The sequence below is a fragment of the Gordonia sp. J1A genome, from assembly GCF_055393515.1.
This window is the reverse complement of record NZ_AP041607.1, coordinates 587,496-600,009: the sequence shown is the minus strand read 5'-3', so window position 1 is coordinate 600,009 and position 12,514 is coordinate 587,496. Positions and strand designations below refer to the sequence as shown.

Annotated in this window: 12 protein-coding genes and 1 tRNA gene; 10 read left to right on the top strand and 3 right to left on the bottom strand. The window is 68.7% G+C overall.

Features of this window, described 5'->3' with window-relative positions; translation table 11 throughout:
• The first annotated feature begins 201 nt into the window (after nucleotides 1-201).
• The 4 genes from ACZ5QD_RS02815 to ACZ5QD_RS02800 all read left to right on the top strand — a co-directional run bounded on the left by ACZ5QD_RS02815 (nucleotide 202) and on the right by ACZ5QD_RS02800 (nucleotide 2,685).
• Nucleotides 202-999 (top strand): LppX_LprAFG lipoprotein, encoded by a 798-nt coding sequence (locus ACZ5QD_RS02815; protein WP_006896537.1) that lies wholly within the window; start codon nucleotides 202-204, stop codon nucleotides 997-999.
• 28 nt (nucleotides 1,000-1,027) lie between these two features.
• Nucleotides 1,028-1,432, top strand: a complete 405-nt coding sequence (locus ACZ5QD_RS02810; protein ID WP_006896536.1) for a DUF4189 domain-containing protein — start codon at nucleotides 1,028-1,030, stop codon at nucleotides 1,430-1,432.
• An 81-nt stretch (nucleotides 1,433-1,513) separates the two neighbouring features.
• Entirely contained in the window at nucleotides 1,514-1,939 is a 426-nt protein-coding gene (locus tag ACZ5QD_RS02805) for an HIT family protein (protein WP_006896535.1), read from the top strand.
• Complete coding sequence (locus ACZ5QD_RS02800; RefSeq protein WP_464367098.1) at nucleotides 1,936-2,685, top strand: SIR2 family NAD-dependent protein deacylase; 750 nt, start codon at nucleotides 1,936-1,938, stop codon at nucleotides 2,683-2,685. The genes ACZ5QD_RS02805 and ACZ5QD_RS02800 overlap by 4 nt, the downstream gene beginning before the upstream one ends.
• 357 nt (nucleotides 2,686-3,042) lie before the next feature.
• On the opposite strand, the gene ACZ5QD_RS02795 is transcribed toward ACZ5QD_RS02800, so the two are convergent.
• Nucleotides 3,043-4,833 (bottom strand): DEAD/DEAH box helicase, encoded by a 1,791-nt coding sequence (locus ACZ5QD_RS02795; RefSeq protein ID WP_006898244.1) that lies wholly within the window; start codon nucleotides 4,831-4,833, stop codon nucleotides 3,043-3,045.
• Nucleotides 4,834-4,974: 141 nt separating this feature from the next.
• Between ACZ5QD_RS02795 and ACZ5QD_RS02790 the strand changes: the two genes are divergently transcribed.
• Nucleotides 4,975-6,762: an AMP-dependent synthetase/ligase gene (locus ACZ5QD_RS02790; RefSeq protein ID WP_006898243.1), complete on the top strand. Its 1,788-nt coding sequence runs from the start codon at nucleotides 4,975-4,977 to the stop codon at nucleotides 6,760-6,762.
• A 170-nt stretch (nucleotides 6,763-6,932) separates the two neighbouring features.
• Nucleotides 6,933-8,165: a trans-sulfuration enzyme family protein gene (locus ACZ5QD_RS02785; RefSeq protein WP_464367097.1), complete on the top strand. Its 1,233-nt coding sequence runs from the start codon at nucleotides 6,933-6,935 to the stop codon at nucleotides 8,163-8,165.
• On the opposite strand, the gene ACZ5QD_RS02780 is transcribed toward ACZ5QD_RS02785, so the two are convergent.
• Nucleotides 8,162-8,683 carry a TetR/AcrR family transcriptional regulator gene (locus ACZ5QD_RS02780; protein WP_346077004.1) on the bottom strand — a complete coding sequence of 174 codons (522 nt, stop codon included), beginning with the start codon at nucleotides 8,681-8,683 and terminating at the stop codon, nucleotides 8,162-8,164. The two genes, ACZ5QD_RS02785 and ACZ5QD_RS02780, sit on opposite strands and share 4 nt — an antisense overlap.
• A gap of 62 nt (nucleotides 8,684-8,745) precedes the next feature.
• Here ACZ5QD_RS02780 and ACZ5QD_RS02775 point away from each other — a divergent pair, with 62 nt between their 5' ends.
• Both ACZ5QD_RS02775 and ACZ5QD_RS02770 read left to right on the top strand, forming a co-directional pair.
• A complete protein-coding gene (locus ACZ5QD_RS02775; RefSeq protein WP_464367096.1) occupies nucleotides 8,746-9,396 on the top strand; it encodes a lysophospholipid acyltransferase family protein in 651 nt (216 codons plus the stop codon).
• Nucleotides 9,397-9,399: 3 nt separating this feature from the next.
• Entirely contained in the window at nucleotides 9,400-10,014 is a 615-nt protein-coding gene (locus ACZ5QD_RS02770) for a LysE family translocator (protein WP_464367095.1), read from the top strand.
• A 31-nt stretch (nucleotides 10,015-10,045) separates the two neighbouring features.
• On the opposite strand, the gene ACZ5QD_RS02765 is transcribed toward ACZ5QD_RS02770, so the two are convergent.
• Nucleotides 10,046-11,548 (bottom strand): DUF7782 domain-containing protein, encoded by a 1,503-nt coding sequence (locus ACZ5QD_RS02765; protein WP_278126881.1) that lies wholly within the window; start codon nucleotides 11,546-11,548, stop codon nucleotides 10,046-10,048.
• Nucleotides 11,549-11,580: 32 nt separating this feature from the next.
• Here ACZ5QD_RS02765 and ACZ5QD_RS02760 point away from each other — a divergent pair.
• Together ACZ5QD_RS02760 and ACZ5QD_RS02755 are read left to right on the top strand one after the other, a co-directional pair.
• A tRNA-Leu gene (locus tag ACZ5QD_RS02760) sits at nucleotides 11,581-11,668 on the top strand.
• 166 nt (nucleotides 11,669-11,834) lie between these two features.
• Nucleotides 11,835-12,497, top strand: coding sequence for a phosphatase PAP2 family protein (locus ACZ5QD_RS02755; RefSeq protein WP_464367094.1), 663 nt, complete (start codon nucleotides 11,835-11,837; stop codon nucleotides 12,495-12,497).
• Nucleotides 12,498-12,514: the final 17 nt, after the last annotated feature.

Here is a 12,514-nt window from a genome sequence, read left to right as displayed (position 1 = left end):
AACCGCCTCGGCCAGCGTCGAAGGAATTTTCGTGACCGTTATCACAGTCGGGTCCGGGCTCCGCGTGTCATCCCGATGATCGACTCATTCTTCGCGCAGGTCACTCATCGCTGTAAGTTCCGTTGCAGGGAAATTCGCGACAGCCGTCCAGATCCGCTGGAGGGGCCTGCTGCGGGGAGAAAATCAGGAGGATCCCACTTCATGAAACGTTCGAAGCGATTCGCGCTTGCCTCGGCGGCAGCCGTCGTCACCGCCGCCGTCGCGCTGACGGGATGCTCCAGCAGCGACAGCGGCGACACCGACTCGACGACCACGTCCGACTCGGCCGCCACCACCTCACTCGATGCGGCCGCCGACACCGCCGCCGCCCTGACCGGTGCGAAGGTCGACATCGAGGTGGAGGGCTCGCTGCAGGGCCTCAACGCCTCCGAGGTCGAGGCGTCCATCGGAACCAAGCCGAAGATGGTCGGCGAAGGCACCGCGACACTCGACATGGGCGGCAAGTCCGTCGAGGCGCCGTTCGTATACGTCGACGACCACATGTACGCCGACGTCGACGACAAGGGGTACATCGACTACGGCAGCGGCCGGTCGATATACGACGTCTCCAAGATCCTCGACGTCAACGAGGGCGTGCCGCACGTCCTGCGCAGCATTCAGGGAGCGAAGGAGGAGGGCAGCGAGACCGTCGACGGTGTCGAGGCCACCAAGATCACCGGAACCCTCCCGGCCAAGGATCTCGCGGTCCTGACGGGAACCTCACCTCAGGCGAAGGGCCTCGACGGCGACATCCCGGTGACAGTCTGGGTCACCAAGGACGGCAAGAACAACGTCGTGCGCGTCGCCTCCGAACCTGCCAAGGGTGCCTCGATGACCGTCACCCTGAGCGACTGGGGCAAGACCGTCACCGTCACGAAGCCGGCCGACGTCAAGTCGCCGAGTGCCAAGCCGTCTCACGCACCGAAGTCCGGTGAACCGACCCGCAGCCCGGTCGGCTGATCGCCGCCGATCCAGAGAAGAGAAGACCATGAAGACTTGTCCGATCAGCCTGCGCAAGCGCCTGGCCACCGCGGCACTCGTGACCGCCGGTGTCGGTGCGGCGCTCACCGTTCCCGCCGCGATCACGCCGGCCCCGGCCCACGCGGCCAACTACTACGGCGCCATCGCGCTCTCACCCAGCACCGGAGCCACCGGTCGCGCCATCGACTATCCCGACTGGTCGAGCGCGTCCAACGCGGCCCTGTCGTGGTGCGGCTACAGCGACTGCCAGGTGGTGGTGCAGATGCGCAATGCCTGCGGCGCGATCTCCAAAAGCAGTTCGTACTGGGGTTACGCCTGGGGCGCTGACCTCTACACCGCGGAGTCGAATGCCCTGTACTACTCGGGCGGCGGATACATCCACGACTGGGCCTGCACCTCGGGACACCAGTAGCCGAAGCAAGCGCGAGCGCCGGGACACCCTCATCGGAGGTCCCGGCGCTCGTGTCGTTGCGGGCGGTTACGCTCGGGTGCCATGACCGACTGCGTCTTCTGCGGCATCGTCTCCGGCGTCTCCCCCGCCCACGTCGTGTACTCCGACGACGACGTGATCGCCTTCCTCGACCTCTCACCGATCACGCGGGGACACACCCTGGTGGTCCCGCGAAAGCACTCGTCCGGTCTCGCCGATCTCGATCCGGAGATCGGCGGAAAGATGTTCGGCGCGGGTCAGCGGATCGCCGGTGCCATGCGGTCGAGCGCGATCGGCGCCGACGGAGTGAATCTCGCGATGAACGACGGCCGCGCCGCGTCCCAGACCGTCTTCCACTCGCACCTGCACGTGGTGCCCAGGCATGCGGGCGACAAGCTGACCTTCGCTAAGGGGTTCCTGACGCGTCGTGCCGGCGACTTGGAGTCGACCGCCGCCGTGTTACGATCGGCGCTGGAGTCGCAGTCGTGACCAGGACTGTCACTCCCGAATCGCTGTCGCAGGCAGCCGCACTGATCGCCGCCGCGGACCATGTCTGTGTCTTCTCCGGCGCGGGGATGTCGGCCGAGAGCGGGATTCCGACCTTCCGCGACGCCCTGACCGGACTGTGGGAGAACTACGATCCCGCCGATCTCGCCACGCCCGAGGCGTGGCGGCGCGACTCCGACCTCGTGTGGGGCTGGTATCGGGACCGCGCGGCGCGTCTTGGCGAGGTGGAGCCGAACGCCGGGCACCACGCGGTGGCCGAGCTCGGCCGGAAGAAGGAGTCCGCGGGCGGTCGTGTCAGCGTCATCACGCAGAATGTCGACGATCTCCACGAGCGAGCTGGGTCGACGGTCGACGCTCATCTGCACGGCAGTCTCAAGGCTCCGCGCTGCGAGGCCTGCCCGCATCGCGCGGATCCGGACGTCGCACTCGAGTCGGTGCGCCCCCGATGCCCCGAGTGCGGCGCGAGTCTGCGCCCCGGCGTCGTGTGGTTCGGCGAATCGCTTCCGAACCTCGACTGGCTGACAGCGTCGCAGACGGTCGTGGCCTGCGATCTGCTGATCATCGTCGGCACCAGCGGGGTGGTCCACCCCGCCGCGGGACTGCCGATGCTCGCCGCCGAGGCGGGCACGCCGATCATCGAGGTGAATCCCGAACCGTCCGCGCTCACCCCTCTGGCGACCCTGTACCTTCCGACGACCGCCGCCGCGACGCTGCCGCTGATCCTCTGACGGCGTCGGGTGTCGCCTCGTTGAGCGATTCCCCGACCCCGCTGGTTGAGCGAGCGGAGCAACACCCCGCTGATTGAGCGTCCCCAGCGACATCCCGCTGGTTGAGCGAGCGGAGCGAGTCGAAACCAACCCGCCAACCCGAGAACCTCAGCCGACGATCATCAGCAGCGGCGCGACCAGACCCATTCCCGCGAACCAGCCGGGCTGCTTCTGCTCGAGCGTCTGAGGGGGAAGGCTACTCGCAAAGCCCCATGGGACAGAGCAGCCGCACAAGATTGACCGCTCACGTCCCGCACCTGTGAGAACAGGCATCCCGGGTCGTGAGCGGTCAATCTCATGCGGCAGTGCGCCGTGAGCCTAGCGGCTGTCGCGACCGCGGCCGGCGACGCGGGCCGGTCGCTTGCCGAACTTGTCGCCGCCCTTGCGGTAACCGCCCTTGCGGCCGCGGTCTTCGTATCCGCGCGCCGATCCGCGAGCGCCTCCCCGACCGCGCGGCGGACCCATGTCCGGGCGCAGGTCGATCGGATGCTTGCCGATCTTGGTGTGCTTGAGCATCCCGAGCGTCTCGGCGTCGAGATCGTTGGGGAGTTCCACGAGGCTGAAGTCGTCGCGGATGCTGATGTTGCCGAAGTCACCGCGAGTGAGGCCGCCCTCGTTGGCGATCGCGCCGACGATCGCGCCCGGCGACACCTTGTGCTTGCGGCCGACGGCGATGCGGTACGTGGCGAAATGACCGCCGCCGCGCGGTGCACGGTCACGCCGGTCCCCGCGATCGCCCCGCTCGCCCTTGGGCGGATCGGGAGCCATCAGGAAGCCGCCGTCGCGGGTCTCCAGGGCCAGCGCCGCGGCGATGTCAGCCATCGCGACGTCGTTCTCGCGGGCGTAGTTCTCCACCAGCCCGCGGAACAGATCCAGATTGTCGGAGGCGAGGTTCTCGGTGATCGAATCGGCGAACTTGGCGACGCGCTGCGCGTTCACGTCGTCGACGCTCGGCAGATCGATCTCTTCGAGATCCTGCCGGGTGTGACGCTCGATCGACCGCAGCAGATGACGTTCGCGAGGCGAGACGAACAGCAGCGCGGTGCCCGACCGCCCGGCCCGGCCGGTACGCCCGATGCGGTGCACGTACGACTCGACGTCGTGCGGGATGTCGTAGTTCACCACATGCGAGATGCGGTCGACGTCCAGTCCTCGAGCGGCCACGTCGGTGGCCACGAGGATGTCGAGCGAACCGTCCTTGAGCTGATTGATGGTGCGCTCACGCTGGGCCTGGACCATGTCGCCGTTGATCGCCATCGCGCTCAGGCCGCGAGCTCGCAGCTTCTCGGCGAGTTCCTCGGTGGCCGACTTGGTCCGGACGAAGACGATCATGCCGTCGAACGGCTCCACTTCGAGCACCCGCGTGAGGGCGTCGAGCTTGCGCTGGTGCGACACCTGCAGGTACTTCTGCGTGATGTTCTGCGCGGTCGCCGTCTTGTTCTTGACGGTGACTTCCTGCGGGTTGTTCAGGTACTTGCGCGCCAGGCGGCCGATAGCGGCCGGCATGGTCGCGGAGAACAGCGCGACCTGCTTCTGATCCGGGGTGTCGGCGAGGATTCGCTCGACGTCCTCGGCGAAGCCCATCGTCAGCATCTCGTCGGCCTCGTCGAGCACGAGGAACTCGAGCTGCGACAGGTCGAGGGTGCCCTTGTCGAGATGGTCGATCACGCGGCCCGGCGTGCCGACGATCACCTGGGCTCCGCGGCGCAGGCCGGACAGCTGGATCCCGTAGCTCTGGCCGCCGTAGATCGGCAGCACCTTGACCTCGGGAAGGTACGTCGAATAGCTGCCGAAGGCCTCGGCCACCTGCAGCGCCAGTTCGCGCGTGGGCGCGAGCACGAGGGCCTGCGGCTTGCGGGCCGAGGTGTCGAGTCGGGTGAGGATCGGCAGTGCGAAGGCAGCGGTCTTGCCGGTGCCGGTCTGCGCCAGTCCGACGACGTCGCGTCCCTCCATCAACGGAGGGATGGTCGCCGCCTGGATCGGCGACGGCGTCTCGTAGCCGACGTCGTCGAGCGCCTTGAGCACGCCGGGGTCGATGCCGAGGTCACCGAAGGCGGTGGACTTCTCGGCCGCGGGCGCGGTAGAGCTGGTGTTCTCGGATTCGCTCATCGGCGAACATTCGTAGTCATCGGGTGTAGATAATACCCCGCCGACACCCTGTGACGCCCCTCACTGAGATGTGCGGTACGGTTCCATCACTTGGATCGCGTTAGACAGATCAAGCAATTCGTATCACAAGGGGACGTCACCATGCAGGAGTTCACTGCTCCATCCATCACGACAGTTGATGAGAACGCCACCACGATCACTGCTCTGCAGCGCTACCGGAAGGACCGCCCGACTCTGCCGCTGTTCCGCAGGCGCGCGGACTCCGGGCAGTGGATCACCGTCACCGCCGGCGCTTTCGCCGACGACGTCGACGCCGTCGCGAAGGGCCTGATCGCCGCCGGCGTGAGCCGTGGCGACCGCGTCGCGCTACTGTCTTCCACCCGGTTCGAGTGGAGCCTGATCGACTACGCGATCTGGCGCGCGGGTGCCACCACCGTCGCGATCTACGAGACCTCGTCCCCCGACCAGGTGGAGTGGATCCTCACCGATTCGGGCGCATCGATACTGATCGTGGAGACCGCGGCCAACCGGTCGACCCACCAGGAGGTGATCGCGAAGGCGCCCGAGCTTCGCGAGACCTTCGTCATCGACGACGGCGCGATCAACGCGCTCCGCAAGCGCGGCGCCGACCTCCCCGACTCGGTGCTCGACGAGCGGGAATCGCAGGCCCGGGCCTCCGACGCCGCCACGTTGATCTACACCTCCGGGACCACGGGCCGGCCGAAGGGCGTCGTCTTGACGCACGAGAACTTCCTCGCCGAGTGCGCGGCGACCGCCGAGGCCGTCGGCACCGGCCTCGAGGAGGGGAAGTCGACGCTGCTGTTCCTGCCTCTCGCACACGTCTTCGCACGGGTCGTCGCCGTGGGCTGCGTGGAGAACGCCGTGGTACTGGGCCACACCAACGACATTCCGAATCTGATCGCCGACCTGGCCGTATTCAAGCCGAACTACGTGCTGTCGGTCCCGCGCGTCTTCGAGAAGGTGTACAACACCGCCGAGCAGAAGGCGATCGACGGAGGCAAGGGCAAGATCTTCGCGAAGGCCGTCGACACGGCGATCGAGTACAGCCGGGCGGTAGAATCCGGCGACGCGGGCGTCCTGCTCAAGGTGAAGCACGCGGTCTTCGACAAGCTGGTGTACGGAAAGCTGCGCGCCGCGCTCGGCGGCAACTGCGAGGGCGCCATCTCCGGCGGCGCCCCGCTCGGTGAGCGGCTGGGCCATTTCTTCCGCGGCGCCGGGGTGCCCGTGTACGAGGGCTACGGCCTCTCCGAGACCACCGCCGCGGTCACCGCCAACAACGAGGAGCACAGCCGCATCGGTTCGGTGGGGCGTCCGGTGCCCGGCGTCACGGTGAAGATTGCCGACGACGGCGAGATCCTGCTCAAGGGGCCGATGGTCTTCTCCGGCTACTGGCGCAACGAGCAGGCGACGGCCGACGCGATCCGCGACGGTTGGTTCCACACCGGCGACATCGGCCGCCTCGAGGACGGCTACCTGTTCATCACCGGGCGCAAGAAGGAACTGATCGTCACGGCAGGCGGCAAGAACGTCTCGCCCGCCCAGCTGGAGGACACCATCCGGGCGCACCCGCTGGTGAGCCAGTGCCTCGTCGTGGGCGATCAGAAGCCGTTCATCGCCGCACTCGTGACCCTCGATCCCGAAGCGGTCCCCGGATGGCTCGAGCGCAAGGGGCTGCCCGCGTCGACGCCGTTGTCGGAGCTGATCCGGAATCCGGAACTGCGCGCCGAGATCGACGCGGCGATCGCCGGCGCGAACAAGACCGTGTCCAAGGCCGAGGCCATCAAGAAGTACGAGATCCTCGAGACCGACTTCACGATCGAGACCGGTGAGCTCACGCCCACGCTCAAGCTGAAGCGGAACGTGATCCACCAGTCGTACCAGGAGGCGATCGCCGACCTGTACAGCTGAGCGGCACGTCTCGACGTCGACTCCCGCGGCGGCGCACCGGCATCGATGCCGGTGCGCCGCCGTTCGTCGCGGGGACCTGCGCGGACTGCGCGCTTCGCCCGGTCTTACGCTGGCGGTGCCGCAGCGCTGCGGCCGCGAGTGGGCAGGTGCCCGGAACGGAGTACGACGAGATGAACAGGCCCGATAAGTGCGTCCCCGGGTCACTCGGTGAACAGACGCTGAGCGTTCACGGCGGCAATCACGCCTCCGGCACGGGCACCGACGGCGACGGCGCGGCGATTCGCGTGCCGATCATCATGGCGAACTCCTACAACCTGCCGCCCGATCCGTCGACCATGGACTGGTCGAACCCCGAGCACCTCACCTACACCCGCAACACCGGGATCAATCAGATCGCGCTGCAGGACAAGCTCTGCGCGCTCGAGCACGGTGAGGACGCCGTCGTCCTCGCCTCCGGCGTCGCCGGACTGCACGCGGTGTTCTTCGGGCATGTCAACGCGGGCGATCACGTCGTCGTCTCCGACACCACCTACGAGGCGACCTACAAGCTCTGGACGTCGCTGCTGCCTCGCAAGTACGGGATCGAGGCCACGTTCGTCGACATCACCGACCACGACGCCGTGATCGCAGCGATCCGTCCCGAGACCAAACTCATCGCCACGGAGGTGATCGCGAACCCCACCACCAAGGTCGCCGACATCGCCGCGCTGGCGGAGATCGCGGACGCCCGCGGCATCATCCTGATGGTCGACTCCACGTTCACTCCCCCGCCGCTGTACCGCCCGCTCGACGACGGCGCCGGCCTGGTGGTGCATTCGCTCACCAAGTACATCAACGGCCACGGCGACGCGATGGGCGGCGCGGTGATCGGGCGTGCCGATCTCGTGGAACCGATCCGGTCGGAGGCGATGGTGGACGTCGGCGGCGTGATCTCGCCCTTCAACGCCTGGCTCATCATGCGCGGCTCGGTGACACTGCCGCTGCGCCTGCGGCAGCATCAGGAGTCGGCGCTGGAGCTCGCCCGGTTCCTGGAGGCCGACGAGCGCATCGCCTACGTGGCCTATCCCGGTCTGGAGAGCCACCCGCAGCACGAGCTGGCCAAGCGTCAGTTCGGGGCGGGTGACCGCGGCATCGGCGGTTTCGGCGGCATCATGTCGTTCGCACTGAAAGGCGATCCGGACCTGCAGAACCGCTTCGTGAACGACCTGAAGGTCGTGACGTCGGCGGTCTCCGTCGGCCACGACGAGTCGCTGATCGTGCACGTGGGCACCAGCGGACCGCGCGTCGCCGCCTACCCGGAGGGCTTCCGCGAGTACGGGCACCTGCGATTCTCGGTCGGCCTCGAGGACGTTGCCGATCTGAAGGCCGACCTCGCGGCCGCCCTCGACTCGGCCGCGGGCTAACCTCGCGCCCGGTCCTCGGCCACTCGCCGCACCACGCTCTCGTCGATCTCGAACCCGAAGGCCTCTGGTGCGCGGGTCGCGGCCAGCACGCACAGGCCGTGCACGGCGGCCCAGCACGACATGGCGCGCAGTTCGTCGCCGGTCGCCTCGACCAGGGCCGAGAACCAGCCGCCCGTGGTCTCGCGGAGGCGGCCGCCGGCCGAGTCGAGCAGGTCGTGCCGGAAGATCAGCGTGAACATGCCCGGCCGGGCGCGCGCGAACCGCCAATAGGCGACGGCGCCGTCGCCGATGCCGTTCGCGATGGCGGGTGCGAGAGCGGCGTTGAGATCGGCCACGCCTTCGGCGGCGATCGCCGCCAGCAGGCTCTCGAGCGTCGGAAAGTATCGGCGCGGAGCGCCGTGCGAGACGCCTGCCCGGGCGGCCACCGAACGCACGCCCACCGCACCGAATCCCGCGGTGTCGACGAGGTCGACCCCCGCGGCGACCAGCCGTGCGCGCGTACTCGGATCGTCAACCACGTTGACAGTGTCTACGGTCGCCCGCACACTGTCCAGTAGACACTGTCTACGAAAGGCCTCCCGTGCTGTATCCGCTCTGCAAACACGTTCTGATCGGCCCCGCACTCCGGCTCTGGGTGCCGATCACCGTCGACGGCGCCCACCGCGTTCCCACCAGTGGTCCGGTCATCGTGGCGGCCAACCACCTGGCGGAGATCGACTCCCTGGTCCTCCCGCTGGCCATACCCCGCCGACTCTCGTTCTTCGCCAAGGCGGAGTACTTCCGGGGTTCCGGAGTCCGCGGCGCGGTCAGTCGTGCGTTCTTCCGCGGAACCGGTCAGATCCCGGTCGACCGGTCGGGCGACGACGCCGCGCTCGAGGCTGCGGCGCAGTTGCTCGCCCGGGGCGGCGCGTGGGGCATCTACCCGGAGGGCACGCGCTCGCCCGACGGGCGGTTGCACCGCGGACACACCGGGATGATGCGAGTCGCGGCGCGAGTCCCGGGCACCGTCATCGTCCCCGTTCTGCTCTCGGGAACACGCGAGGTGAATCCGCCCGGCACCCGGCGGATCGGTCGCGGACCGGTGCGCATCCGCATCGGCGACCCGATGCCGGCCGATGAGTTGCTCGGCGCCTCACACGACGTCCGCGGCGCCACCGACGCCGTCATGGCCGCGATCGCCGCACTCGGCTCCGTCGCCTGCGTCGACGAGTACGCGCGGCCCTACCATTGACGGATGCTGTCGTCTCTCGCGTCGTTCACTCTCGCGTCGACGCTCCTGGTACTGCTGCCCGGCCCCGACTCCCTCGTGGTGATGCGCGGATTGGCCCGCGGCGGCCGGGCCGGCGGGGTCCGGACGTCGCTGGGCGTGATGACCGGACTGCTGGTCTGGGTCCTCGCCGCCGTCCTCGGTCTCTCGGCGATTCTGCAGATGAGTGAGATCGGTTACGAGGTGCTCAAGATCGTCGGCGGCTGCTACCTGGTGGTGCTCGGCGTCCAGACGCTGCGCTCGATCCGGTCCCTGCGCGGCGGGCCGTCGGTCGATGAGGCGCCGTCGTCGCGCCGGGCGGGCTTCCTCACCGGGTTCACGACCGACATCCTCAATCCGAAGATCGGCATCATGTTCATCACCCTGCTGCCGGGCTTCGTTCCGGACGGTGCGCCCGTCGCATGGACGACGCTCGGCTTCGGTCTGGTCTATCTGGCGCTCACCGGCGTCTACTTCGCAGTGCTCATCGTCGCCGCCGACCGGATCGGCGCCTGGATGCGTGCGCCCCGCATTCGGCGCCGCATCGATCTGGTGGCCGGTCTCGCGCTCGTCGGTTTCGGGCTGAGGCTGGCGACGGAGTAGCCGGGGCGTCGTTTCGCTACCGGCCCGACGTTCAGTCGGCCCGGTAGAGGATCCCGCGCCCGATGGCTTCGCGGATCGCCGGCATCGCCGCCGCGGCGAGCGCGTCGGCGTCCACGCCGTGGAAGTCGGCCAGCAGTGAGATCAGCGCGGCCAGCGGCACCTGGCCGCGACAGCCGGCGAGAAGCGACGTCAGCACCTCGTCCACCGGAAGCACCGCTCCCGGACCGCCGGGGCGGGTCACCGAGGCGCTCACCTGCTGCCAGCCGTCGTCGCCGGGGAGCGCCTGGGTCTCCAGAAACACCGGTGAGGTGCTGAGCCGGGAGGCCAGCAGGTCGGCGTCGGAGTTCTCACGCAGGAAGTCGCGCCGCGCCCAGAAGGCCTGCGCTTCGAAGCCGGTGACCTCCTGGCCGGCGGCGGTGATCTCTTCGATCACCACATCGGCCGGACGATCCTCGACGGGTCGGCGGAAGGTGATCGAACCCATGCCGACGGCGACGATCCCCTCGGACTCGAACCAGTCGAGCCACCGCGCACCCCGCTCGGCCGCGTCGACCACCGACTCCCCCGCATCCGAGACCCAGAGCGAGACGTAGCTGATGGGATCGGCCAGTTCCCGCTGGACCACCCAGGCGTCCAGACCGCTCGCCTGCACCCACTCCCGGACCCGGTCGTCCCATGCGTCGAGGTCGCGCACCTCCCAGTTCGCCAGGATCTGCGCGATGCCGCCCGGATTCAGATGTTCGCCGATCCGCTCGATGAGGCTTCGGCTGATGCCGTCTCCGGCCATCCCGGAGTCGCGGTAGATGTAGTCCTGCGCACCGCTGCCGACCACGAACGGCGGATTGGACACGATCAGGTCGAATCTCTCGCCCGCCACCGGCTCGAACAGGCTGCCCTCCCGCAGGTCCCAGTCCAGTCCGTTCAGCCGCGCCGTCGCCGCCGCCAGTGCCAGCGCCCGCGCGTTGGTGTCGGTGGCGACGATCGTCTCGCAGTGAGACGACATGTGCAGCGCCTGTACGCCGCATCCGGTTCCGAGATCGAGCGCCCGCGCGAACGGCGTGCGGATCACCGCCTGCGCCAATGACATCGACGCCCCGCCGATGCCGAGCACGTGGTCGTGGGCCACGGCGCCGGGACGCATCGACGCGTCCTGATCGGCGACGACGAGCCGGTCGGCGTCGTCGCTGCCGTGCGGCCGGATGTCGAGGACGGCGCGAACACCGCCGTCCGCGGGCTCGATCACCTGCTGGTCGACGAGGGCCTCCGGTCCGACGCCGGGCAGTGCGGCGGCGACGTCGTCGGCCGGTTCCGTGGCGCCGAGCAGGAACAGCCGGATCAGAGTCGCGAGCGGCGCGCGGTCGGGGGCCGCTCGCCGCGTCTGACGCAGAGCGGGCCACCACACACCGCTCACCAGCGCTTGGCCGGCCTCCTCGCCGAGGAGGTCGGCGATTCCGTCGGAGGTGTAACCGGCGGCGCGCAGGTCCGCCCCGAGGGCGTCGACGATGTCCGGAGCGTCCAGAGGGTAGCGAATCACCGCACGAGCGTACCGGTACAGTTGCACTGCACGCGCGAGTGGCGGAATTGGCAGACGCGCTGGATTTAGGTTCCAGTACCCACTAGTGGTGTGAGGGTTCAAGTCCCTTCTCGCGCACCAGCGGCCCCGGTCGTTTGCCCCGTCAAGATCAGTAGCTACAGGGCGTACCGAGGGCATATCGCCCTCGGCGCGCCTTGCCACGCCTGATGTCAGCAGCGTCCCGGTCTACGACACTCCCGGGGTACGGGACGAGCGTTCTGCCAACCGCACGAGGCACCATCGAAGGATGACGCATCGCACTTCACCGATCGCCGCCCTCGCGGCCGCGATCCTCGCGTCGCTCGGCATCGCCGCGACGTACGAGCTCCTCGTCGTCTCGTACGCGGGCCAGATGGTCGATCAGGACGTGATGGAACTGATGGGCGCGCGCACCGGGAACGACGCTCCGACGGGCGGTCTGCTCGCCGAGATACAAGTCCCCGTGCTCGCCGGCTGCGGCCTGCTGATCGGCGCGATCTGTCTCGCGCGACGATCCTGGCGGCTCGCCCTGCACGCGAGCCTGCTGATCGGCGCCGTCGTGGTGCTCGCGGTCGTCCTGAAATCCGAGCTGCAACGACCGCCGCTGGACGTCGGCAACGCGCTCAACTCGTTCCCGTCCAACACGGTCGCCGCGTTCGCCGCGGCGGGGATCGCCCTGTGCGCGGTCACGCCCCGCCGTGCGCGGCCGCTTGCGGCGATCGCCGCGACGGCAGGTCTCGGCGTGGTCTCGTTCACCGTCGTCAGCCAGCAATGGCACCGACCGTCGGACGTCATCGGCGGAGCGCTCCTCGCGGTCGCCGTCGCGGCGGTCGTCGATCTGCTGGTCCCGGCATGGAACGCGCGGCCGGCACGCGATCACACCGAACACGACGTCCGGGACTGGCAACGGTCGCGAGCGGCTGTGCGGTGAAACCACCCCGGGCGCAC

What these genes read in the sequence shown, in the direction of transcription:
- ACZ5QD_RS02815 (WP_006896537.1), top strand. Translation starts at nt 202, where the DNA reads ATGAAACGTTCGAAGCGATTCGCGCTTGCCTCGGCGGCAGCCGTCGTC.
- ACZ5QD_RS02810 (WP_006896536.1), top strand. Translation starts at nt 1,028, where the DNA reads ATGAAGACTTGTCCGATCAGCCTGCGCAAGCGCCTGGCCACCGCGGCA.
- ACZ5QD_RS02805 (WP_006896535.1), top strand. Translation starts at nt 1,514, where the DNA reads ATGACCGACTGCGTCTTCTGCGGCATCGTCTCCGGCGTCTCCCCCGCC.
- ACZ5QD_RS02795 (WP_006898244.1), bottom strand. Translation starts at nt 4,833, where the DNA reads ATGAGCGAATCCGAGAACACCAGCTCTACCGCGCCCGCGGCCGAGAAG.
- ACZ5QD_RS02790 (WP_006898243.1), top strand. Translation starts at nt 4,975, where the DNA reads ATGCAGGAGTTCACTGCTCCATCCATCACGACAGTTGATGAGAACGCC.
- ACZ5QD_RS02785 (WP_464367097.1), top strand. Translation starts at nt 6,933, where the DNA reads ATGAACAGGCCCGATAAGTGCGTCCCCGGGTCACTCGGTGAACAGACG.
- ACZ5QD_RS02770 (WP_464367095.1), top strand. Translation starts at nt 9,400, where the DNA reads ATGCTGTCGTCTCTCGCGTCGTTCACTCTCGCGTCGACGCTCCTGGTA.
- ACZ5QD_RS02755 (WP_464367094.1), top strand. Translation starts at nt 11,835, where the DNA reads ATGACGCATCGCACTTCACCGATCGCCGCCCTCGCGGCCGCGATCCTC.